This window comes from Paraburkholderia solitsugae (assembly GCF_013177695.1).
Classification (GTDB): domain Bacteria; phylum Pseudomonadota; class Gammaproteobacteria; order Burkholderiales; family Burkholderiaceae; genus Paraburkholderia; species Paraburkholderia solitsugae.
This window is the reverse complement of record NZ_WOEY01000145.1, coordinates 1-22,815: the sequence shown is the minus strand read 5'-3', so window position 1 is coordinate 22,815 and position 22,815 is coordinate 1. Positions and strand designations below refer to the sequence as shown.

23 protein-coding genes are annotated in these 22,815 nt (G+C 60.9%); 11 read left to right on the top strand and 12 right to left on the bottom strand.

From position 1 onward, the window contains the following. Together GNZ12_RS37095 and GNZ12_RS37090 are read left to right on the top strand one after the other, a co-directional pair. A partial coding sequence (locus GNZ12_RS37095) for an ATP-binding protein (protein WP_172317087.1) occupies positions 1-1,138 on the top strand: 1,138 nt, incomplete at its 5' end. Positions 1,139-1,354: 216 nt separating this feature from the next. Further along, positions 1,355-2,404: a hypothetical protein gene (locus tag GNZ12_RS37090; RefSeq protein WP_172317085.1), complete on the top strand. Its 1,050-nt coding sequence runs from the start codon at positions 1,355-1,357 to the stop codon at positions 2,402-2,404. A 105-nt stretch (positions 2,405-2,509) separates the two neighbouring features. Here the strand turns inward: GNZ12_RS37090 and GNZ12_RS37085 are convergent, their stop codons facing one another. The 4 genes from GNZ12_RS37085 to GNZ12_RS45160 form a co-directional block, all read right to left on the bottom strand. After that, a complete protein-coding gene (locus GNZ12_RS37085) occupies positions 2,510-3,064 on the bottom strand; it encodes an NADPH-dependent FMN reductase (protein ID WP_172317083.1) in 555 nt (184 codons plus the stop codon). Positions 3,065-3,386: 322 nt separating this feature from the next. Next, on the bottom strand, positions 3,387-3,656 hold the full coding sequence (locus tag GNZ12_RS37080; RefSeq protein ID WP_235994004.1) for a DUF6723 family protein: 270 nt from the start codon (positions 3,654-3,656) through the stop codon (positions 3,387-3,389). Positions 3,657-3,667: 11 nt separating this feature from the next. Then, on the bottom strand, positions 3,668-3,952 hold the full coding sequence (locus GNZ12_RS37075) for a hypothetical protein (RefSeq protein ID WP_172317079.1): 285 nt from the start codon (positions 3,950-3,952) through the stop codon (positions 3,668-3,670). A gap of 544 nt (positions 3,953-4,496) precedes the next feature. Beyond that, positions 4,497-4,628 (bottom strand): hypothetical protein, encoded by a 132-nt coding sequence (locus GNZ12_RS45160; RefSeq protein WP_257021004.1) that lies wholly within the window; start codon positions 4,626-4,628, stop codon positions 4,497-4,499. A gap of 449 nt (positions 4,629-5,077) precedes the next feature. On the opposite strand from GNZ12_RS45160, the gene GNZ12_RS37070 reads away from it, so the two are divergent. Both GNZ12_RS37070 and GNZ12_RS37065 read left to right on the top strand, forming a co-directional pair. Next, positions 5,078-5,686 (top strand): RNA polymerase factor sigma-70, encoded by a 609-nt coding sequence (locus GNZ12_RS37070; RefSeq protein ID WP_172317077.1) that lies wholly within the window; start codon positions 5,078-5,080, stop codon positions 5,684-5,686. Further along, entirely contained in the window at positions 5,673-5,876 is a 204-nt protein-coding gene (locus GNZ12_RS37065; protein ID WP_054034200.1) for a zf-HC2 domain-containing protein, read from the top strand. The genes GNZ12_RS37070 and GNZ12_RS37065 overlap by 14 nt, the downstream gene beginning before the upstream one ends. A gap of 100 nt (positions 5,877-5,976) precedes the next feature. Here GNZ12_RS37065 and GNZ12_RS37060 read toward each other — a convergent pair whose 3' ends face one another. Beyond that, positions 5,977-6,267 carry a DUF1272 domain-containing protein gene (locus tag GNZ12_RS37060; protein WP_172317075.1) on the bottom strand — a complete coding sequence of 97 codons (291 nt, stop codon included), beginning with the start codon at positions 6,265-6,267 and terminating at the stop codon, positions 5,977-5,979. 137 nt (positions 6,268-6,404) lie between these two features. Then, positions 6,405-7,781 (bottom strand): GntT/GntP/DsdX family permease, encoded by a 1,377-nt coding sequence (locus tag GNZ12_RS37055; protein ID WP_172317073.1) that lies wholly within the window; start codon positions 7,779-7,781, stop codon positions 6,405-6,407. A 226-nt stretch (positions 7,782-8,007) separates the two neighbouring features. Here GNZ12_RS37055 and GNZ12_RS37050 point away from each other — a divergent pair, with 226 nt between their 5' ends. Then, positions 8,008-8,991 carry a sulfonate ABC transporter substrate-binding protein gene (locus tag GNZ12_RS37050; RefSeq protein ID WP_172317071.1) on the top strand — a complete coding sequence of 328 codons (984 nt, stop codon included), beginning with the start codon at positions 8,008-8,010 and terminating at the stop codon, positions 8,989-8,991. Between the two features lie 27 nt (positions 8,992-9,018). Here GNZ12_RS37050 and arsC read toward each other — a convergent pair whose 3' ends face one another. Then, the gene (gene arsC, locus GNZ12_RS37045) at positions 9,019-9,378 is read right to left on the bottom strand and encodes an arsenate reductase (glutaredoxin) (protein WP_172317089.1); all 360 of its coding nucleotides are present in this window, start codon (positions 9,376-9,378) and stop codon (positions 9,019-9,021) included. A 787-nt stretch (positions 9,379-10,165) separates the two neighbouring features. Between arsC and parA the strand changes: the two genes are divergently transcribed. Both parA and GNZ12_RS37035 read left to right on the top strand, forming a co-directional pair. Continuing rightward, positions 10,166-10,828 carry a ParA family partition ATPase gene (gene parA / locus GNZ12_RS37040; protein WP_074289159.1) on the top strand — a complete coding sequence of 221 codons (663 nt, stop codon included), beginning with the start codon at positions 10,166-10,168 and terminating at the stop codon, positions 10,826-10,828. Between the two features lie 28 nt (positions 10,829-10,856). Beyond that, positions 10,857-11,912, top strand: coding sequence for a ParB/RepB/Spo0J family partition protein (locus tag GNZ12_RS37035; protein ID WP_172317069.1), 1,056 nt, complete (start codon positions 10,857-10,859; stop codon positions 11,910-11,912). Positions 11,913-12,001: 89 nt separating this feature from the next. Here the strand turns inward: GNZ12_RS37035 and GNZ12_RS37030 are convergent, their stop codons facing one another. Further along, positions 12,002-13,351: a replication initiation protein gene (locus GNZ12_RS37030; protein WP_074289157.1), complete on the bottom strand. Its 1,350-nt coding sequence runs from the start codon at positions 13,349-13,351 to the stop codon at positions 12,002-12,004. Positions 13,352-15,398: 2,047 nt separating this feature from the next. On the opposite strand from GNZ12_RS37030, the gene GNZ12_RS37025 reads away from it, so the two are divergent. Then, positions 15,399-16,604, top strand: a complete 1,206-nt coding sequence (locus GNZ12_RS37025) for a DNA-binding protein (RefSeq protein ID WP_172317067.1) — start codon at positions 15,399-15,401, stop codon at positions 16,602-16,604. Between the two features lie 88 nt (positions 16,605-16,692). On the opposite strand, the gene GNZ12_RS37020 is transcribed toward GNZ12_RS37025, so the two are convergent. From GNZ12_RS37020 to GNZ12_RS37010, 3 genes are all read right to left on the bottom strand, one after another. After that, complete coding sequence (locus GNZ12_RS37020) at positions 16,693-17,760, bottom strand: tyrosine-type recombinase/integrase (RefSeq protein WP_172317065.1); 1,068 nt, start codon at positions 17,758-17,760, stop codon at positions 16,693-16,695. Positions 17,761-17,823: 63 nt separating this feature from the next. Then, positions 17,824-18,222, bottom strand: coding sequence for a DUF2471 family protein (locus GNZ12_RS37015; RefSeq protein ID WP_172317063.1), 399 nt, complete (start codon positions 18,220-18,222; stop codon positions 17,824-17,826). 116 nt (positions 18,223-18,338) lie between these two features. Next, entirely contained in the window at positions 18,339-18,965 is a 627-nt protein-coding gene (locus tag GNZ12_RS37010) for a helix-turn-helix domain-containing protein (RefSeq protein ID WP_172317061.1), read from the bottom strand. 174 nt (positions 18,966-19,139) lie between these two features. On the opposite strand from GNZ12_RS37010, the gene GNZ12_RS37005 reads away from it, so the two are divergent. Continuing rightward, a complete protein-coding gene (locus tag GNZ12_RS37005) occupies positions 19,140-20,339 on the top strand; it encodes a glycine C-acetyltransferase (RefSeq protein WP_159002783.1) in 1,200 nt (399 codons plus the stop codon). 13 nt (positions 20,340-20,352) lie between these two features. Beyond that, the gene (tdh, locus tag GNZ12_RS37000; RefSeq protein WP_074290151.1) at positions 20,353-21,384 is read left to right on the top strand and encodes an L-threonine 3-dehydrogenase; all 1,032 of its coding nucleotides are present in this window, start codon (positions 20,353-20,355) and stop codon (positions 21,382-21,384) included. A gap of 83 nt (positions 21,385-21,467) precedes the next feature. Here tdh and GNZ12_RS36995 read toward each other — a convergent pair whose 3' ends face one another. Beyond that, positions 21,468-22,118 (bottom strand): YceI family protein, encoded by a 651-nt coding sequence (locus GNZ12_RS36995; RefSeq protein WP_172317059.1) that lies wholly within the window; start codon positions 22,116-22,118, stop codon positions 21,468-21,470. A gap of 109 nt (positions 22,119-22,227) precedes the next feature. Between GNZ12_RS36995 and GNZ12_RS36990 the strand changes: the two genes are divergently transcribed. Further along, positions 22,228-22,815 (top strand): TetR/AcrR family transcriptional regulator (locus GNZ12_RS36990; RefSeq protein ID WP_172317057.1); only part of this gene is annotated, 588 nt, incomplete at its 3' end.

Here is a 22,815-nt window from a genome sequence, read left to right as displayed (position 1 = left end):
TGATTTCAACAACCTGCTGATGATCGTCTCGGCCAACCTGCAGATCGCCCGGCGGCGTGGCGCGCCGGGGCTCGACCGGGAATTGTCGGCGATGGAGCGGGCGCTCAAGAGCGGTCAGTCGCTCACCCGGCAATTGCTCGGCGTCGCGCGCAAGCAGCCGTTGCGTAACGAGACCCTGGCGCTCGAGCGCTGGCTGCCGGCGTGCCGCGAACTGCTGCGCGCCTCGCTCGGCGCGAAGATTTCGCTGGTGATGGACCTCGGCGTCAATATCTGGCCGATGCGTGTCGACGTCGCCGAGCTCGAACTGGCGCTGATCAACGTCGCCGTGAACGCGCGCGACGCCATGCCCAACGGCGGGCGCTTCACCGTGCGAGCCGCCAATATCAATTTCCGCCACGAGGACGGCTTTCCGTTGACCGGCGACTTCGTGCAACTGTCGCTTGAAGACACCGGCGGCGGCATGCCGCCTGACGTGCTCGCGCGCGCCTTCGAACCGCTTTTCACGACGAAGCCGAAAGGCATGGGCACCGGTCTCGGGCTGCCACAGGTCTTCGCCTTCTGCGAGCGCTCCGGCGGACTTGCCGCGATCGATAGCGCAATCGGTGCGGGTACCTCGGTGCGCCTCTATCTGCCGCGCGCCACGGCCGCACCCGAGGCCGAATTGCCAGCCGAACCAGGCATCGACGAAAGCGGCGCGCCGCACGGCTTGCGCATCCTGCTGGTTGAAGACAACGACGAAGTCGCCGCCGGCACCGAGGCCCTGTTGCAAATGATGGGCCACCAGGTCACGTGCGTGTTCAACGCCGATAACGCGCTGCGCCTGTTCGACGACGCCCACGCGAGGCAGGCTCGCACCGGCGAGCCGCTGCCGTTCGACCTGGTGCTGTCGGACATCCACATGCCCGGCACGATGAACGGCATCGACCTCGCCGAAGCGGTGCTGGCGTTCGACACCAAGCTGCCGGTCATTCTGGTCACCGGCTACGCGGAAGAACTCGACCGCGCGCGGCACGTGAACGTGCGGGTGCTGTCCAAACCTTTCGATATCGCGTTGCTGGAAAAGCTCCTGCAAGCGATCCAGCGCGACCTCGCGCAGACGGACGCCGATCCGGCTGCGGCGGCGCATCCAGCAAGTTAAAACCTGCCTCTTCGGCGCCGCCGCCAATTACCGGCGATTGTAAAAGCGCGGCAGCGGTACGCCGTGGTTCCTGTGGCCGAGTCGGCGCAGGCAGGCAGCAGCGGGCGTGCGGTGACATCGTGCCCGCCCGGCATGATCGTTGCGGCGTTGTTTCAGGGAAAGAGGCCGACGCGTTTTTGCGCCGTCCAATCGACTCAGATACGCCGGGAGGCAGCCATGCGACACACCGTCATTGGTTTATTCGACACCTATTCTCGAGCAGAAGCCGCGCGCGACACGCTCGTACAGACCGGTTTTGCACGCGAAACGATCGAGTTGCAGGCGAATCCGGAACCCTCCGTTGGCTCAGCCGCCGACGAGGTTGCCAACTCCGGCGTGCTGGCCAATATCGAGCGCTTTCTTTCGAGCCTATTTGCTTCCGGCCCCCGCGCGTCGGAAACGGCTCGCTACACTGAAGCCGTGCGCCGCGGTGCCGTGCTGGTCTGTGTGAACGCGGCAAGCGAATCGCACGCGGATCTCGCTCGCAATACCTTGACGAGGCTGGGTGCGACCGACATCGGCGAGCGCTCGCCCGATTGGGACACGCCGTCGGAATCGAGCCGCGATCATTCGATACTCGACGAACTCGGCATTGGCGCTGTGATGCCCGGCACGCCGCACACATCGAGCGTGGCGAAGCCCGGCGTGGTGCCCCCCGGCGTAGCGACGTCCGGGACAACGACGGCGGGCTCAACCACTCGGCCGGCCACCACGCCCGATTCAAGCTATCCGCCACCGCTGATGGGCACCGACGCCGAGCCGTTCGTCCCGCCGCCGCTGGCTGAGCGGCCGGTGCGCGGCCCGGTCGACGAACCAGTCACCGACCCGCTCGCCGACGATGCGGGACGAAGCGCAATCGCTGCCGGTTCGGTGCCGGGCTCGGGCGCGATCATGCAGCCATCGGAAGCTGTCCCCGCAGCGGCGCAGCCGGCTGCGGGTTCAGGCGACCCGATTCCGAACGAGTATCTGGAATACGAAGAGGATTTCCGCACGCACTACGACGAGCAGTACGGGACCGGGAACGCGCGCTATGAAGATTACGTGCCGGCCTATCGCTACGGCGCGGAGATCGGTCAGGACGCGCGTTACCGCGACAGGCCGTGGGACGACGTCGAGCCGGAAGCCCGGCGCCATTGGGAAACCACTTCGCCGGACAGCACATGGGAGCGCTTCAAGCTCGCCGTGCGTCATGGTTGGGAACGGGTAACGGGGCACCACCACGTCTAAGCGAGGGGAGCCGTAGCGCCGACGTGCCGTCGCGTTGCGGCAACGTCGGCGCTTTCAGTCTGAATAGACCTTTGCAAAGCCGCCCGAATTGACCCGAATTGTCGGTCAGGCAGCGGTCTGACGTTTGACCCACGCGACGTAGCGGTCGACGAAAGACTGCAAGAACTTGCGCGTGCCGTCGTTCACGATCTCACCTTTCTCGTTGATAGCCGCCGGGTCGTGCTTGATGAACACTTCAGGTTGGCCGAGCGTAGGCACATCGAGGTACGCCAGCACATTGCGCAAATGCTGTTGCGCCAGCGCCGTGCCGGTCGCGCCGACCGAGGTACCGAGCACCGCGCCCGGCTTGTTGCGCCACGAATTGGTGCCCCACGGCCGCGAACCCCAGTCGAGTGCGTTCTTCAGGACGCCCGGCATGGAGCGGTTGTACTCGGGTGTGACGAACAGCAGGCCGTCGGCAGCTTCGACGCGCTGCTTCAGGTGTTTGGCGACTTCAGGATAGTCGGCGTCGTAGTCCTGGCTGTAGAGCGGCAAGGAGCCGATGTCGATGAACTCGAAGGTGAAGTCCGCAGGCGCGAGTGAAATCACGGCTTGCGCCAATTGGCGGTTGAACGACTCGCGACGCAAGCTGCCGACGACGACTGCGATGTGATGGGCCATGGTTCGCTTCCTTGGGTTGAGGCGCTTGGCGCGCAAAAGGGTACGAACTGTCCATCATAGGCAAAAGCCTCGCCGCATGGCGGCGGCGAGTACAAAAACACGTTCTTCTGGCTGCGCGGGCCCCGACCTCGAAAGTTGCTACCGGTGGATAACCCGGTAGCACCCAAAGTTATCCACAGATTTACTGAATAACCTTGTGGATAACTGGTACTTTTGCCTTGTCAATCAAGCATGCTTTCGGTCTAGGACGATTTTAGGCAAATGGGGATTCTTCGCTGTCCGGCCGGATAAAAATCCGCCCGTGCAGCATACGTCTGATCATTCATTCCGGGACGGCGATGTCGCCATCCACAAGCTGCCAGCCGTACGTCTCGGCAAATAGTTGGGCAGCATCGGCATTTTCAAAAAACGGCATGTCCGCGTGGCCCTGAAAGGGGTAGATCACGCGCTCGTCGCTCAACCGGATCACTTTCAGCGTCGGCACCGTCCCGCTGGATGTACGACGCGACGACGCGGCGACCTGATAGTTCGCGCGACCCGTCAGGGGGGTGGAATTCGCGCCCTGCGAGCGCCTGGAAAAGTGGCTTGCCATCGGTGCGCGCATCAAAGCCCGGCGATCGACTGGCCAACAACCATGCCGTCGATCACCCGCTCCGCATAACTGGCTGAGGCAATGCGCGCGTCGCCGGCTGCGCCAAACGGGGACCGGCTCGGCACGCGAAATACGCGGCTGCTGGTCAAGGTGTCGTCGGTGCCGCGCCGGCAGATTCGCACCGCGGCGTCGAAGCCCGCATCGTAGTGGCGTGCGCCGTCGGGAGAGCGCGGCTGGTGTGGATAAACCAGCGGATAAATCTCGAGGCCCCGGTAGCTTCTGATCGTATTGCTCATGGTGGTCGTCTCCGGTGAGGGATCTCGCTTTCAACGTGTCGCTGTATGTTCGGCGCGACGCGGGACGAGTCACGGCGTTTCAGCGGAAAACAGGGCGTTGATCGACGATGTGCGTAAAGAGCGGCCGATTCTGCCGGGCCACGCCAACGACACCGCAAAGCTGAGTAGAAGAAAGGGACCCCGTTCGATTCAGGGCGCTGTGATGAGAGGCTGATGCCTGAGGGACTGCGTAACACGCGCAGGAGAACTGCAAGCTGTTGACCCACTGTAACACGTTAGAAGAGTGAGCATTAGGCGCATTTGCGCGCCGGGCGCGGGTGTTGCTTCGGAGTGCCGGGTATTGTGTACCGCTTTCTGTTTCGTGACACTCGCATGCCGATGGAGTGGGCCCGCGGCCATGTTCTGCGGGTGCCTTGCACGCGGGTCAAACGTGTTGGATTCAATGCAAAAAGGGCGCCTTTATCGGCACCCTTTTTTGACTTCGAGGCCCCGCCTCGTCAGCAGACTTGCGCCGGACATCTGTCCGGCGGGATCCACCAGACGATTAGTTGCCGAAGAACACGTTGCAGTACGACGCCGGGCCGCTGCATTGGGCCGGTGCGGCAGCTTGGGCTGCGCCCGAAGCAGCGGCAAACAGGGCGACGGAAGCGATCAGGGCGGTAAGAATGCGTTTCATGGTGCGACTCCACTTCAGCGTTGGGTTCGCGATCGGGTGCGATCGATGGACTGAAGAATAGCGATACAGTGCCCGCTTAAAAATACCGAAGACAAGAAGACTTTTTTTCAAATAATGAAATAATTCGGGCATGCATTTGCGGCGAGTTTGAGACGTGCCTGCCTGCACGGCTCCCATGTAGGCTTGACGCAAAGGTTCACCACCGCAGCCTTGATTTCATTTTTCGCAATAATATTTTTTGCTGTCATAAAGCCCGTAGCGGCACGACTAAGTTCATCAGGTCATCGCTTGCTGGCGGACACATGTTCAATACCGATTCGCTTGTGCAGGAACGTGCGGGAGAATGGCGCACACGTCCAGGCACTGCACGAGGAAAACCACCCGCCTATGAACCACAACGATTCAAGAGAAAACGTGCGGCAACCGCAGGCGCAGCGACGGAGCTTGCCATGGCGCAAGTAAGCGGGCCGGCGCTCGACGATCCCGTCTATCTGACGCAACTGCGGCGCGACCTGTTGCGCTTTGCCCGTTTGCAGCTACGCGATGCCGCTGCCGCCGAAGACGCCGTCCAGGAGGCCCTGGCCGCCGCCTGGACGCAAGCCGACCGGTTTGCCGCACAATCGGAGCACAAGACGTGGGTGTTCGGCATCCTGCGGCACAAGCTCGTCGACACCTTGCGCGCCCGGCAGCGCACGGTGAACCTGTCGGCGCTCGAATCCGAAATCGACGGCGAAGCGCTGCTCGATCGCGAACTCTTCAAGGACAACGGCCACTGGTCGCGCGAGAGCAAGCCGCAACCATGGCCGGCGCCGGAAACCGCGCTGCGTCAGCAGCAATTCTGGACCTTGTTCGAGATGTGTCTGGAACACCTGCCCGAGCAGATCGGGCGCGTGTTCATGATGCGCGAATTCCTTGATCTCGAAACCGAAGCGATCTGCGCTGAACTACAGATGACCGCCAACCACTGCAGCGTGCTGATCTACCGCGCGCGGCTGCGCTTGCGCACTTGCCTGAGCGAAAAGGGCCTATCCAGAGAGGATGCGAATGGGGAAGTGTAAGCACATCACGCGCCTGTTGTCGGACGCGCTCGACCGCCGTTTGACGACCGGCGAATGGGTCGCGATCCGGCTGCATCTGCCGACTTGCAGCGGCTGCCGCAATTACCGCAAACAGATCCGGCTGCTGCGCGTAGCGGCGCGCACGGTGAGCGGGATTGCGACGCCAGGGGCGGGCGGCAGCGACGATTGAAGTGGGGCATCTGGGCTTGAGCGGTGCCCCAAGCGGTGGCCCCGAGGGCGGCCCTGCGAACGGCGGCCACATTGAACGCCGCCCTCAACTGTTGGCTTGTTTAGCGCTCGCTGGGCGGCGTGCTCCGGTAACGCTCGAAGAAGCTTGCGTGCGACGCTTCATTGATGGAGACAGGATGCGCTTCGGCGCGAGCCGGATGTTTGGCCAACTGCGCACGCGTGCGGATCGGCCGATGCTGGAAATTGCCGCCGCAGTTCGGACACACATTGCGCAGCGTGCTAAGCGCACACACTTCACAGAACGTACATTCGTAGGTGCAGATCATCGCGTCGGGTGCGTTCGGTGGCAGTGATTTGCCGCATCCTTCGCAGGACGGTCTCAGTTCAAGCATGGTGGCTCCGCGTTGAGAGAGGAGCGAGGGGCGGGACTGCACCTCGGCAGGGCCCAGGCAGTGTAAGCGGAGAGGGCCGTGCGGAATTGACAGCTCGGCGTCAATTCCTGCCACCGTTTGCAATCGCGATGCCAGACTCAGGTCAACAGGGTCCACAACGCATACGTCAAGGCGAGGCCGACGACGGATACGATCGTCTGCAGCACGGACCAGACCATCACCGTCTGCTTCAATTTCAGCCCGAAGTACTCACGCACCATCCAGAAGCCTGCATCGTTCACGTGACAGAAGAACACGGAACCGGCGCCGATCGCGAGCGCCATCAGCGAATTGTGCGTCGTGCTGAGACCCGCGACGACCGGCGCGACGATACCCGCGGTCGTGGTGGTCGCAACCGTCGCGGAACCGGTGGCCTGCCGCAGCGCGACGGCGATCAGCCACGCCAGCAGAATCAGCGGCATATGTGCGCCAACGGCGATCTTGCCGATCGTCGTGCTGATGCCCGCCACCACGAGCGCCTGCTTGAGACCACCGCCTGCGCCGATGGTCAGCAGCAGCGCGGCGATTGGCGGCAGGCTCTTGCGCAGAATGCCGCCGACCCGGTCGCGCGCCATGCCGCGCGACCAGCCCAGCGCCACCACCGTGAACAGCACGGTGAGGCCCAGTGCGACCAGCGGCTCACCCAGAAAATTGAGTGCGTTGAACAGGAAGGTCTCAGGTTGAAGCAGAAGTTTGGCGACCGTGCGGCCCAGCATCAGCACGACCGGCAACAGGATCGTGACGAGCGAGATCGCGAAACTCGGCGGCTCACCGACATTTTGTGGCGCGGTGAAAAGCTTGCCCATTTCTTCCGGTTCGACCACGTGCATCCGTTTCGACAACCAGATGCCGTAGACCGGCCCCGCGAGAATGACCGCCGGAATCGCGACGATCAGGCCGAGACCGAGCGTCAGGCCGAGATCGGCATGCAGTGCGCTCACCGCGATCAGCGGACCCGGATGCGGCGGCAGCAGCGCGTGCAGCGTGGTCATGCCCGCGAGCGCGGGAATCGCAATCCGCAGGATCGGCTGCTGCGAGCGGCGCGCCATCACGAAGATGATCGGCACCATCATCACCAGGCCGACCTCGAAGAAAAGCGGCAAGCCGACAATGATCGCCACCAGCGCCATCAGCCACGGCAGCGTGCGTGGCGTGGAATGTTTGAGGATGGTCGAGACGAGCCGGTCGGCCGCGCCCGATTCGGCCATCAGCGCACCGAGCATCGCGCCGAGCGCGATGATAATGCCGACGTCCCCGAGTAACGCACCGGCGCCTTTGCTGAAGGCGCTGGCCACCGCTTCCAGCGGCAGGCCGGCCGAAAAGCCCGCCGCGAATGTGCCCACCAGAATCGACAGAAACGGCGCGAGCTTCAGCACGCTGATGAAAGTGATGATCAGTACGAGCCCGAGCACGCACGACACAATCAGTTGCGTGTCGTGGGATGACCACGGCGCGAGTGTTGTCGTCAGATTCACGATGTTCCTTTTTCGATTGACGCAGCCGCGACTGCGCGCGGATGACGAATTGTAGCGGGGCGCGGCGACTTGACGCAGCGCGGCGCGCAGATAAGCACCGCTGGTCAGTCCGTACCCTCCGTCGTGATTTGCTTATGCGAATTTATCGGTTCGTCCAGGCTTGCAGACGAATTATCGTCAGAGCCAATCGGTCCGTTTTGCGTCCGCCTTCTTAACGAGCAATTTTATGTCCCGTCATCCGCTGCTTAACCGCCGCGCGTTTATCGCCGGCGTGGGCGCCTCGCTGGCCGTTGCGGCCTTACCCATTGTCTCCACGTCTGTCTTCGCCGCGGACGCCCAGGGGAAAGAATTTCGTATCGGTTATCAGAAAGCGGCCAGTGCGCTCGTGTTGCTGAAGGCGCATGGCACGCTCGAAAAGCGGCTCGCGCCGCTTGGCATCACGGTGAAGTGGACTGAGTTTCCCGCCGGGCCACAGTTACTCGAAGGATTGAATGTCGGCGCGATCGACTTCGGCTATGTCGGCGAGGCGCCGCCGGTGTTCGCGCAAGCGGCCGGCGCAAACTTCGTCTACACCGCTTATGAAATCCCGACGCCGCATGCCGAAGGCATCCTCGTCCATCAGGACGCGCCGATCAAAACGCTCGCCGATCTGAAGGGCAAAAAGATCGCGCTCAATAAAGGTTCGGATGTTCACTGGTTTCTGGTCGCCGCCTTGCAGAAGAGCGGCGTGAAGTACAGCGATATCCAACCGGTTTTTCTGGCACCCGCCGATGCGCGCGCGGCGTTCGAACGCGGTGCGATCGACGCATGGGCGATCTGGGACCCGTTCCTCGAGGCGGCAAAACGCCAGTCGAATGCCCGCTTGCTCGCGGACGCCGAAGGTATCGTGAGTCACCATCAGTTCCTCCTGAGCGCACGGCCGTTTGCGCAGCAAAACGGTGACGTGCTCGCGATCGTGATGGATGAGGTGGGTAAAGAGGGCGCGTGGGTACGCGGCCACTATAGAGAAGCAGCCGCCCAGCTCGCACCGATTCAGGGGCTCGACGCAGGCGTGATTGAAGCGGGTTTGCGGCACTATGCGCACATCTACAAACCCGTCGACGCGAACGTACTTGCAGAACAACAACGTATTGCCGACACATTCAGCGAACTGCGCATCATCCCGACAAAGATCGTGACGAAGGACGCCGCATTGCCTGCCAAGGCCTAGGTCAATTAGGCCGTGATATTTCGACGCCTAGGCGAATAACGCTTCGACATTTTCCGGCGGGCGGCCAATCACGGCTCGCCCGTTTCTCACGACGATCGGTCGTTGCAGAAGGATAGGGTGCTTGGCCAATGCTTCGTATAACTGAGCGTCGCTCAGCGTGGCGTTGGAGAGTTCGAGTGTTTTGTATTCGGCTTCGGTGTCGCGGATCATCTCGCGGACTGTGCAGCCTAGCTGCGCGTTGAGTTGCTTTAACTGCGCGACAGTGAGCGGCTGCTTCAGGTACTCGACAATTTCCGTTGCTTCGTTTGCGCTGTTGTAGGTGCTGGCGATCAGGTCGCACGTGGCTCGCGATTTCGAACAGCGGGGGTTGTGGTAGATGGTAATCATGGTTGTCTGGATAGGGCAGCTTGGATTGGGTCGAGGGTGGTTCTTGCAGGGGATTTTAGCGGGTGCTGGGAATCGAGTGGGGGCGTAGGGCGGCGCGGGGCGATCGGGTTTCGTGTGGTTGGAGAGCGGGCTTTGCCTGTCGGTGATGGTGTCGTTCGGTTTATGCGCATAAAGCGCGTACACGAAGGTTTCGTCACGTGCTCCAGGAAGGTACGCGTCGCGCGGCGGAAGGCTTCGACTCGTAGTGTGTGTGCCTGCCTCTGTGGGTATGACGGCAGTCCCGCCGTGCCGTGCCGACAGGATCATGCATTGATCCGCTCGGTCAGATCTCAACACCCGGGACGGCTCGATCCGTGAGTAGTGCCCGACGAGTTTATGCGCATAAAGGCATCGACTCAAAATGGCTCGCGGTCACGATCGTGACTGCCATATGTCCTTGCCGTCATCACCGGAGCCATGCGAAAGTGACGCGACCAGGCGAGGTCGCGTCACTCCGAAATACCTGACGTCCCCAGCTATACCCAAGGCATAGCCCCGCATCGCACTTGCTCGCGTTGCCACTTCACCCCTTCGATACCTCATAGCGTCTGACCTCTCCCAGACGCCGCCAAACTAGTTACCGCCCATAGCGCTTCACAGCCGCTTCGCTTTAGCTCAGCCACGCCACATCCTTTATGCGCATAAACCTATCCCAAACGGTTATTTCTTATCTCGTTTACACAAAAACGATTGAAATGCGAATCCATCCAGGTAAAATCCATCTGCGTCTAAAAAGAGGAGGTGAAGATTGGCAGCAGAAATCATCGCGGTAACTCAGCAGAAGGGCGGGGTCGGGAAGAGCACAATCGCGATGCACCTCGGCGCTGCGTTCCATGAGAAAGGCAAGCGCGTCCTCGTCGTAGACGCAGATGGTCAAAACACACTGGTTCACTGGGCCAGTGCATCATCAGACGGCGACACCGGCATCCCCTTTCCGGTGGTCAACCTCTCCGAAGCCGGTAGCCAGATCCATCGCGAGATCAAGAAGTTCGTGGCGGACTACGACATCATCGTCGTCGACTGCCCACCCTCCATCACAGAAAAAGTCTCTGGCGTCGTGTTGCTCGCGGCGAGCGTCGCGATCATGCCAACGTCGTCGTCGCCTGCCGACTATTGGTCGAGCGTCGGACTGGTGAAGCTCGTGCAGCAAGCCCAGGTCATGAACGAGGATCTGCGCGCAGTCTTTCTGCTGAATAAGACCGAAGAGAAACGGATGCTGACGCGCGAACTGAAGCGCGCGTTGGAAGAGCTCGGCTTCCCACTGCTCAAGACCCAGATCCCGACGCGCGAAGCCTACAAGCAGGCCATGGCGTTAGGGCAGACAGTGCTTCAGATGAACGATCGCGGCGCCAAGCTCGCCGCCATCGAAGTACGGGCGTGCGCCAACGAGATCGCAGCCCTGCTCCCCTGAATTTATGCGCATAAAGAAAGGACCCTGAATGAAACCCTCCCAATTCGCCAAAGGCTTTCAAGCACGTCCTGATACGACCAGCAGCGAAAAGCGAACCGCTCTCGACCGTCTGAATGCGATCGACGGTTTGGTCAAGAATGGCGCCACGACTGCCGATGTTCCGAGCCGCACGATCCAGCCGGTCATGTCGCAAGACGTCGCGGAAGTCGATGCAGCCGATATCGCCAATGAGTCGGCGGCCTACCGTGCGTGGCGAATCGAGCACGCTTACCGGCCGGGCCAGGTCATCGAGCTCGCGCTCAAAACGATCAAGCCGAGCCCGTTCAATCCGCGCCACTTCTATCTGAAGTCGTCGATTGCCGAACTTGCTGTCAATCTGGCAAAGCAGGGCCAGCAGCAGGCAATTCACGTCATTCCCGATTACGACAATCCTGGCACCTACTTCGTCAGCGACGGCGGACGGCGTGTGCGGGCGCTTAAAGAAGCGAACAAGGAATCGGTGAAGGCGATCGTGATCGATCTGCCGATTGGCATGCAAAGCTATAAGCTTGGCTACGACCTCAACGTCCAGCGCGATTCGCAGACCGTGTTCGACAACGCCGTCGTCTGGAAACGCTTTCTCGACGATCGGCATTTCCAGAGCCAGAAGGAGCTCGCCGAACATCTCGGACTCGACGAGTCGACCGTTGCGGTCGCCCTGTCAATTGCGAAGCTGCCCGAGGTGGTAATGCATGAGATGGTCGCAAGGCCTGACCGCTTCGGCTCGAACATGGCCTATCAGGTGGGCCGTTATCACACTGCCCGCGGCGCCGACGCTACGCTACGTCTGATCAACAAAATCCTCTCGGACGATCTGAGCACGCGACAAGTCGCGGACATCGTGAAGGGCAGGGCAAGCGCGCAGGAAAGCACCAAGCCGGCGGGTCGGCAGCGCTATGCGCAGCGTCTGGAGATCAAGCTCGGCGGTGTCGCAGTCGGCGATTTGAAGTCGTATGGGGACGATCGAATCGAACTGCGCCTGAAGGGTCTCACACGTGAAAAGCGTGACGACATTCTTCGTCAGATTGAAAAGATGCTGAAGTAACGAAGGGAAAGCATCAGCAGGAAAAGAATCGGCGGCGCACGAAAGTGGCCGCCGTTTTTCTTGGTGCGCGTTTGATGCGCTGTTGACGATTACGCCGCGCGCGATTGGCTCAGCGTGAAGGCGAGCAGGTCGCCATCGGTGGGTTCGCCCCAGGTTTTGCGCGCCAGCCAATCGAAGAACGCCGTTTCGACGATCTTCGAGTCCAGTCCACGACGGCGCCAGTCGTCGCGCATGTGTGTGCCGAGATCCGGTAACACGTCGTCCTCAAACGATTTCCGCGCGATCTCCCGCTCGGACTCACCTTGTTCGTCGTAAAGCTCGCGCGCTTCCTTGCGGCGAACCGCCGAGTACTCGCCAAGCAGACGCGCTTTCAGGTCGTCCGCCGGCGCGGCCACCGCGGCCTTGCCACCGCTACCGGACGGCAGCGCTTCGACCGGTGGCGCATAGCCTTTCTTCAACGCGTCCTTGAACAGAGCCGGTGCGCTGCGCACAGCGGGCAACGACGTGCTGCGCATGCGTTGCTCGGTCATCTGCAGCGCCGCGCGAATCCGATTTTCTTCGCTATCGGCGTACAGTGTTTGCGCTTCTTTCAGCGGAATGCCGATCTTCACCATCCGGTCGACCAGCGTGCTGTCGAACACATTCGGGTGTTCGTCGAGTGCAAGCATGGGTTGCTTGCGCTCGGTCACGCGGAACTGGATCTCGGCAACACGCCGCCCTTCCCGGTGCTCGATCAATTCGACAAAGATGTTGGTGACCGCGTTGACTTCGGCGATGGCCGGGCGCAGGTAATCGCGTTTGAAGTACTTGTACTCGCGCTTCGCCTCGTCACCGGCTTCGGTGTCGGGCGTGCCGGAGAGAATAGGGCGCCACCATTCCCATGTTTCGCGCATCGTCAGATGGCTCGGGTTGGTCAGGTAGCGGACGCAAATCTCGTAAAGTGCGAGACCCGCGCTACTGCGCAACTGGCTCTGGAACTGCAGACTTAGCCGCGCATACTGAACCGGATCGAGCAGCTTCTTCTTGATCTTCGGTGCAAACGAGAACTCCACCCAGACGCGGCGGGTGGTGGGGTCTTCGAGAATTTCCGCGTCGGCAATCAGCGTGGAAATACCCCATTTCCGGCCCGGCTTCTGGCTGGACGTGCCGGTACTCCATTCGACCTGCACCGACACCATGCGCCGCAGATGCTCTTTGACGAGTGCGGTGTCATTCGAATCGAATGCCGAATTGGCGACGATGTCGGACAGCAAGGCCCGATACGTGTCGCCGGACTCGTCGGCTTGCTGAGCGACGGCAAGGAGAACGTTGAACAGCTTGCGGGTGAGGAGCGTGATCTTGCCGCTCTTCGGCTGTATGGCGATCGCCTCGACGGCCTTGCGTAATTCGGCCGAGCTCGGGCTGACTACATCTGTCTTCTTCGCGCGCTTAGTGGCCATGCGTCTGGTCGAGGAGGGATTTGGCGAGAGCATACCGGCTGTGGTGATACGCGTCTATAGCATGGGTCTCACCGTTCCCGGTGAAGTGAGTTTACGAGGCGCAACTCACCTCGAGCAGCTCCCGAAAACCCTCACCTCACCCGTTTCGCGCCAGGTTCAGGGCATCCTTACAGGTCGCGGCCTCCCGAAATGCTGACCGATTTCTGACCTGCCGCGAACGGGAGTCATCCGATCCCGAATCTTCTCACCTCAAAAAATTCTCGTGAATTTTGGTGGTACGCATGTTGCGAGCCGGGCGGACTCAAGCCGTGTCGATGGCGCGAACAAGCGTCGGCCCACGTCAGCCGATAGGGGAGGGGTGGCGCGCGGGGAAAACCTGGGGCGGCAGCAAGCCGACGGCCCCACGCGCGGGACTATTCCCGGCGCAGCCCCGCTGGATCCCGGTTCGACGCAAGAAGTATTCGCCGACGCGCGCCAGGCGGCCTGCACGACGGGCGCGGCCACGAAACCCGCCAGACCGCACACCCGTCGATTGCGACCGCGTGGCCCTCGCGGCGCAGATACGCACCGCAAGGCAATCGCCGCCTATCCATTTGAGAAAAAGCGGCCGAACCCGGCAGACAAAAACCTCATACCACGAGCGTGAGCTCCAACTCGCGACAAACTCCCCCCGAAAAAGCTCACCTTAACGTCTGCCGAGCGCTCGGAACGACGCGGCCTCCAGACCTGGAGGCCTGAAAAAACACCGATAAATACTCCCGAAAAGCCTCACCAATGACCCCGGAGGAGGCTTGCGCAGGTCATCGAAAAGCGCCCCCGAAAAACCTCACCTTTGCGCGCCGCACAAAAATTATTCAATGATTTCATCGACTTATAGAATCCCCCCAAGACGAGCTATGGGCACGTTCTCCCGTATATCCTCACCTTTAGCAGCATTTCAGCGAAATTTGACGTTTCCGGTCGCAACCCAAAGGGCCCCGAAAAACCTCACCTTAGCAATTCAGCAGCCGCAAAATCGGAACTGCTCTGACAGCGTCTGTAGGGCTTTTCCGGCGCATCGCGGCGATTTTGGTCCCGTATTTCCTCACCTTAGCGATCACGAGCCCCCCAAAAGGCTCCCGAAAAACCTCACCTCAGGCCCAAAACAGGCAATTTGACGAGCCCGCGATCACCTCGATCCACGTCTCCCGAATTCGCTCACCTTTGCGCAAGGGTGACCGAGGACCTCGCTGATGCAGCAGACAGAATTTCGATCGAAATCCCACTCAGCTCCCGCAAACCCTCACCTTAAGCGCCCGAATGCCCAGAAATGAGGCAAAAATGACGTCTAGGCCCCGGAAAGTCTCACCTTCGGTTCGCGTTTTCTCCTGTCTTGACTCACCAATGGGGTTTACGAGGCCCAAATAAGGCCAAAAGTTGGGGTCCGCGACGGTCCCGAAAGCGCTCACCTTCAGGCCGGCCGCGGTCAGAACCGACTTTTGAGCGCTGCCGGGCGATCCCGGACGCTCAGGTCCCGCAAAATCTCACCTTTAGCCAAACCGCACTTTTAGGAGGGCTCCTGAACCCGCTCACGTTCTGTCCCGGACCCGCTCACCGAGGCCCCCGAACCTCATCACTCAACCCTCCCGCAAGACCTCACCACCACTCCCGTAAAGATTCACCTTACCTGTCTGGAACCCCTGCCTGGTAAGGGTTTGCCATGGCGTTAACGTTTTTAACATGGGTTCAAAGGTGTTTACTTTTATTACTCTCTAGCATTTCCCCGCGTGTCCTTCGGACAGCACCTTTCCACCACCTCAGCTCCCAGCAAGCGTTCGTGAAACAGTGAGCGATCAGAAAGAAACCCACGAAACATCTTTATTTACAAAGGCTTATTGGCTAATCTTCGTTTTGTTTCACGGAAAAACCAGGCTGGCTCCGATCTAGCGAGCTACCAGCACCTCTAAAACACGCCAACTCGCTAAACAACACCCTCCCCCAACAAATACGTAGCAAACAGTACGTAAATTGTTATGATCAATCCAATTCGAGCGACATCGAGGTATACATGAATCTGGATCAGGAACGACAAGCCATCCGTGACGAGCTTGAATCGTTGAGGGCTAGCGGGGCACGGCGGCAAGAACTGTCACTGCATGCTTGCAAGCGACTTTTTTTCGATTTGGGAATTCGTCCGTCCATGGCGGCCGTTCGCGACCTGACCCAAACAGGCAGCGCAAGCGACATCCCAAAGGACATCGACCACTTCTGGGAACGCATCAGAACGGTGTCGCGCGTAAAAGTCGGCGCAGGCGCTATCCCGAAAGGATTGGAAGATCGCGCTGGAGAATTGCTTGGCGCACTCTTTGAAGAAGCTGTCGTGCATGCCCGTTCGACGCTCGACAGCGAACGCGAGGAAATTCGAGCTCAAGTGACCGCCGCCGACCAACGTGCGCGAGAAGCGAAAATTCGTTGCGACGTGTCGGAAGAGACCATCAAGCGCAGCGAACTGAGAGCGGAAGCCGCGTGGGAACAAGTTCGCGCACTGGAAACTGAGCTATCCAGCACCACAACACACGGGACCGCGCACCAGGAAGGCTTGCAGGCAACAGTGCGCCGACTCGACGGCGAAAACGAAACGCTGCGTCAACGCCTCGATACCGAACAGGCGACCAACGCGTCGCTCCGCGACCGAATCGATGCACTCCACGTCGAATTGCGCCAAAGCACCGAACACTATGCGCAACAGATCAAGGACGCCGTCGCCGAAGCCGAGCGCCGTGTGAAGCCCATGCTGGTCGAGCTCGATTCCTTACGCAGCATGGCGGCCACCTATCAGTCGGGGGTGCGGGACGCAAGCCGCAAGGAATTCGAGTTTATTCAGCAGATCGCCGCCGCCAAGGCGCGTGGCGACCGGCTCGACGCGCAACTGCGCGAGCAATCGGACGAAGTGGAAGTTTTGACGAAAGAAGTGGCCGCGCTGCGCGGCCAGCAGGGCATCGACCCCGCGATCGCGAGCCTGCTGTGTTCGCTGGTCGAAGCAGGCAGGCTCACGCCCGACGAGCTGACAGCGATCGGCACCGTGGCGGACGGTCATGTCACGCTGCCACTGCGCTGCCCAAAATGTGAGGAAGGTGAGCCTGAGCTATCGCAAGTGGATCACCGCTTCGAACTGCAGTGTCCGGAATGCGATCACTCGTCAGGCCCCGGTGAATCAAGACTGGAGGCGGTTAGCCGGTTTTTGTCGAAGGGTTCGATTGCCGCGTCGGCATGACCGTTCGGTGCGGGCGCAATAGCGGATAAATCGCCAAAGGTGAGGAAATTCGGGACCCCAAGGGTGAGTATTTTCAGGGCTTACCCGATCACCCTTTTCTCGTCAAACGCCCGTCCCGCCTAGGCGTGGGCAATGGCGGAGCGGATGGATCCGGTTCATCGACGACCGGCGAATCCTGCTGGTCCATCCACTTTTGCCACGCCCGATACAAACGGTTGGCGGACACTGCCTGTACAAATCCCAGCCATTGCCCGACCAGTTCTGCCTCAACCCCGCTCTCGAACAGGTCTGCCGCGAAGGTGTTGCGCAAGGTTTGCGGACTGGCGCGCGAGGCTCGCGACGCAGCAATGCCAGCCGCGTCGATCAGCGCGTCGACTGCGCGGAGCATCGTTGCCTTGTGCATCGGGCGTCCTGAAGGCGACGCGGGAAAGACCAGATTGCCGGCCAGTTCGGAAAGGCGCCACTCAGCAAGCCATGTGTCGAGGATGGCGGCCGCGAAGGGGGCGAGCCGGGTACGCCGCGTCAGCAGTGGATTCGCGGACTCGATCGTGACCCAGGGTGAGCCCGCATTCACGCAACTAACTGTAAGCGCCGCAGCCTCGCCTGTCTTGAGTCCACCGCCGAGAAATACGGCAATCAATGCACGGTCGCGTCGCTCTCTCCACCGCTGCGCCGCGGACAAACCCGGCAAGGGCGAAAACAGATGCGCAATGAGCGCGGCTCGTTCGGCATGGTTAAGAAAGCCGGTCGGCTCGTTATCGCGTGCATTTCGCCATGCTGCTTCGCCATCCTGAGCAATGAAGCGGGCGGGATTGGTCGACGCGGATTCGACTTCGCGCACATGATCCAGCACCCGTTCAATGAGCCGCAAATACCTGACGCGTTGCGGTTTCCGGATCGCAAGACTGCCCACGAATTCAGCAATGGTTTGCGTATCGACCGTGACCAGACTCTTTTGGCGAACAGCGAGCCAGTCGAGGAAAAGCCCCCACTGTGCTTGATAGACTTCAGCGGAAGAGCGCCTGAAATGCTGCTTGGCAAGCCATGCGTCGAACGCGATTTGCGGATCGCGGCGCCAGTCTTCGCGTTCCTGATCGAAGAGATCGGTAGACGGTGCGGGACGTATGACCGGTTCGGACAGATGAGGAGGTGACATACGCTATCTTTCCGTTAGTTGCGCATATTGTAGGCGGCAACCGATGAAAGTACAGCCCTTAAGTCAGTCGCCCCACGCCCGCGCGTGCTTTAGCGGAGCGTCTTTAGATGCAGGTTGTGCGGCGCGGCGTGCCGCCTCTTCATAGGCCGAGACGGCAAACGCGAACACCGCCGGCAACGCGGTGGAGGTGCCGAAGTCCACCGCCTCGTCCGTTTCCGGATAAGGCAAGTCGGAGGGCCGTTGAAACAGGCCGAGCATGATCGCGTCGTGCCGGCTGGCAAACCCGAGATCCGCCAACGCTTCGGCTTCGATTGCTTGCAGCAGGCGCCACGTAAGCGGCACCTGCTGGACGATGTAGCGTGCAGCGATGTTGCGCACGATATGTTCAAGATCGCGCGCCGCGGTTTGATAGCGCAGCGCGGCCAGAGCATGCTCGGCTTGGTCGGTGGTCAGGTCGTTCATTATCGGCTCCAGTCGATATCCTGTACTGTACAAATATACAGTGTCTCGCGCAACCTTAGCCGAACGGACAATTCAGCCCGAATCGGCCAACAACCAGGCAAAGGTGCGCCCGCACCTCAGCCGTGAATCACCACCAGCAGCGCTTTCGCCTCACCCTTTCCGGCGTTGCGGATCGCGTGCGGCTCGTCGGCGACGTAGCGCGCGGTGTCCGCGGCCTTGAGCCGCTTCGTCGTGCCGGCCGCCTCGATCTCGATCGATCCTTGCAGCACGGTCAGATGCTCACGTGTACCGGGTTCGTGCGCGTTCGACACCAGTGCCCCGCCCGGCTGGAGCGTCAGCTCGTACCACTCGAACTTGCCGGCCAGCTCGATCGGCCCCCAAACTCGCAATTGATACTTGGCCTCGTGGCCGCTCAAAGTCGGGATGTCGTGGGGACCGGCGACGGCGATCGCCTCCGGCGCCTTTTGCGGCGCGAACAGCGAATCGAGACTGACGCCGAGCGCGTTCGTCAGACGCCAGGCGACCGCGATCGTCGGATTGGCCTTGTCGCGTTCGATTTCCGAGAGCATCGATTTCGACACGCCGGCCGCGCGCGACAGGTCGTCGAGCGTCATGCGCCGTTCGGCGCGCAGACGCTGAATCTGCTCGCCGACACGAGGCGGCGCCGCGATCGCCGGGACCGGGTTCGCGCCGGAAGTGGGTGTCGCGCTGGCTGCTGCGCGGCGGATTCCCGAACTTGCCATTTACTGACCTATCGTTTAGAGTTGTTCGACATACCGGATTTTAGTTCGGAAAAACGAAAATATCCGATAAAACTGACAGCCGACTATAACAGCCCGCCTCGACGTCGAAAATGCCGCAGATGCCGCAGATGCCGGCCGTGTCGGAGCGCACCACCCCTTTCAGGAGTCTGGTTCATGCGTGACCTTTACCTCGCCCATCTGCGCGGCACTCTCGAGCAGATTCGCGCTGATGGCTTTTACAAGAACGAGCGCGTGATCGCCAGCCCGCAGTCGGCTGACGTGCGTCTCGCGAACGGTACGGAAGTACTGAATTTCTGCGCGAACAACTATCTCGGTCTCGCCAACGACGAACGGCTGATCGAGGCCGCCAAGCTTGGCCTCGATCACGACGGTTTCGGCATGGCGTCGGTGCGTTTCATCTGCGGCACGCAAACTGTGCACAAAGACCTCGAAAAAGCGCTGGCCGCATTCCTGCAAACCGACGATTGCATCCTCTACTCCAGCTGTTTCGATGCGAACGGCGGTCTGTTCGAAACCCTGCTCGACGAAAACGACGCCATCATCAGCGACGAGTTGAACCACGCGAGCATCATCGACGGTGTACGGTTGTCGAAGGCGAAGCGCTTCCGCTACAAGAACAATGACCTTGCTGATCTCGAGGCCAGGCTGAAAGAGGCCGATGCCGCTGGCGCACGCTTCAAGCTGATCGCCACCGACGGCGTGTTTTCGATGGACGGTATCATCGCCAATCTCGCGGGTATTTGCGATCTCGCCGACCGCTACGGTGCGCTGGTGATGGTCGATGATTCGCACGCGGTCGGTTTCGTCGGCGAACATGGGCGCGGCACGCCGGAACATTGCGGTGTGCTGTCGCGCGTCGACATCATTACCGGCACGCTCGGCAAAGCGCTCGGTGGCGCATCGGGCGGCTACGTCGCCGCGCGCCAGGAAGTTGTCGATCTGTTGCGTCAACGCTCACGCCCCTATCTGTTCTCGAACACGCTGACGCCGAGCATTGCCGCCGCCTCGCTGAAAGTACTCGAATTGCTCGCCAGCGACGAAGGTGCTCAACTGCGCGCGCGCGTGCGTGAAAACGGCGCGCATTTCCGCCGTGCGATGAGCGCGCTCGGTTTCACGCTTGTGCCCGGCGAACACCCGATCATTCCGGTCATGCTCGGCGACGCGCAACTCGCATCGAACATGGCCGACGCCTTGCTGAAGGAAGGTGTCTACGTGATCGGCTTCTCGTTCCCCGTAGTACCGAAAGGCCGCGCGCGTATCCGCACGCAAATGAGCGCCGCGCACACGCCGGAACAAATCGACCGCGCTGTCGACGCATTCGCGCGCGTCGGCCGTCAACTCGGCATTATCTGAAGCGGAGGCGCACATGAAAGCACTAGCAAAACTCGAACGCGCACCGGGCCTCACGCTGACGGATGTGAAGAAACCCGAGGTCGGTCACAACGACGTGATGATCCGCATCACGCGCACCGCGATTTGCGGTACCGATATCCACATCTGGAAGTGGGACGACTGGGCGCAAAAGACGATTCCGGTGCCGATGCATGTCGGGCACGAATACGTCGGTGAAATCGTCGAGATGGGCCAGGAAGTACGCGGCTTTGCAATTGGCGATCGCGTCTCGGGCGAGGGGCATATCACCTGCGGCTTCTGCCGCAACTGTCGTGCGGGCCGCCGGCATCTGTGCCGCAATACGGTGGGCGTTGGCGTGAATCGTGAAGGCGCATTTGCCGAGTATCTCGTGATTCCCGCGTTCAACGCGTTCAAGATTCCGCCTGAAATCTCCGATGATCTCGCCGCGATCTTCGATCCGTTCGGCAACGCCACGCATACGGCGCTGTCGTTCAATCTGGTCGGCGAAGATGTGCTGATCACCGGTGCCGGGCCGATCGGCATCATGGCGGTCGCGATTGCGAAACACGTCGGCGCACGCAATGTGGTGATTACCGACGTCAACGATTATCGCCTCGAACTCGCGCGCAAGATGGGCGCGACGCGTGCGGTGAACGTCTCACGTGAATCGTTGCGCGACGTGATGACGGATCTGCATATGACCGAAGGTTTCGACGTCGGGCTGGAAATGTCAGGTGTGCCGAGCGCTTTTACCAGCATGCTCGAAGCGATGAACCACGGCGGCAAGATTGCGCTGCTCGGCATTCCGCCCGCGCAGACCGCGATCGACTGGACCCAGGTGATTTTCAAAGGCCTTGAAATCAAGGGCATTTATGGCCGCGAGATGTTCGAGACCTGGTACAAGATGGTTGCGATGCTGCAAAGCGGTTTGGATCTGTCGCCGATCCTCACTCACCATTTCAAGGTCGACGATTATCAGGAAGCGTTCGCCACGATGCTCTCAGGCGAGAGCGGCAAGGTGATTCTCGACTGGACGGCGGCGTGAGCTAGAACGACAACGCGCTCAGTCGCAACGCCTGAAACAAAAAGGCTAAAACGAAACGCCTGAACAAAACGCCCGCACCGTGCTCACCCGCCTGCGGGCGTTTTAACGAACTCGGCCTGAACGCGTACATGAATATCGTCGCCGACAGCCGGATACCACGTCGCCAGACCGAACCTCGCACGGCTGAAATGCCCGTCAGCGGAAAAACCGAGCGTGTCTTTTTTCGTGAGCGGATCGGGCGCGAAGCCGTTGAAAGTCACGTCTAACGTCACGGGTTGCGTGACACCGTGAATGGTCAGATTGCCGCTCAACGTGCCGCGCGCTTCGCCAGTGCGCTCAAAGCGCGTGCTGGCGAAGCGCACCTCCGGATAGCGCGACACGTCGAGCATGCTCGCGCTTTTCACCATCTTGTCGAGTAGCGGCACATTCGTATTGATGCTCGCGGCGTCGATCGTGATCGTCGCACTACTCTTGTCCAGTCCCCCTTCGTTCCAGTCGAGCTGCCCCTGTTTGCGGTCGAAGCGCATGGTAAAGCGCGAATACTTGAAGTGATCGATGTCGAAGGTAATGCTGCAATGGTCCGGGTCGAGATCGTAGTGTCCGACCGGCACGCGCGCTTCGTTCTGACTGACCGTATGGGTGAGCACTTGCACAGGCGTACAGGCCATTGCCGTCAGCAGCGTTGCGCTGAGAAGCACACGTATAAACGTTGCGCGGACAGGAGAGCGACTCATGAAATTCGTTCCAGTTGATTGATCGCCACTACGATAGCAGCAAGCGTACCCCACCCGCCGAAGCGAGCAAAAGCTTGACGAAGGAGAATGATCGTTCTACCCTTCGTACATGGCTACTCAAAACCCAACTGAATCGGCTGCATCCGGCAGCGCGCGTGAACGGCTGCTCGACGCTGCGGAAGCATTGATCTACGCCGGCGGCATCCACGCCACAGGCGTCGATGCGATCGTCAAGCAGTCCGGCACCGCGCGCAAAAGCTTCTACACGCATTTCGAATCGAAAGACGCGCTGGTTGCCGCCGCGCTGGAGCGGCGCGACGAACGCTGGATGAACTGGTTTGTCGCGGGCACGCTGCAGCAGGGTAAGACTGCGCGCAAACGTCTGCTCGGCATGTTCGATGTGCTGCGCGATTGGTTTGCGTCGGAGGACTTTCATGGTTGCGCGTTTCTGAACGCCGCCGGCGAAATCGCCTCCGCGGATGATCCAATCCGGATCGTCGCGCGTGAACACAAGGCGCGCCTGCTCGCGTTCGTGCGGACCCAGTGCGATGAATACGCGGCCGAATCGGGCATGGACGCCCGCCGCGCCGCGGGCTTGTCGCGCCAATGGCTGGTCCTGCTCGATGGCGCCATCGGCGTAGCGCTGGTGAGCGGCGAGGCCGACGCCGCGCTCGACGCGCGAACCGCAGCCGAGGCC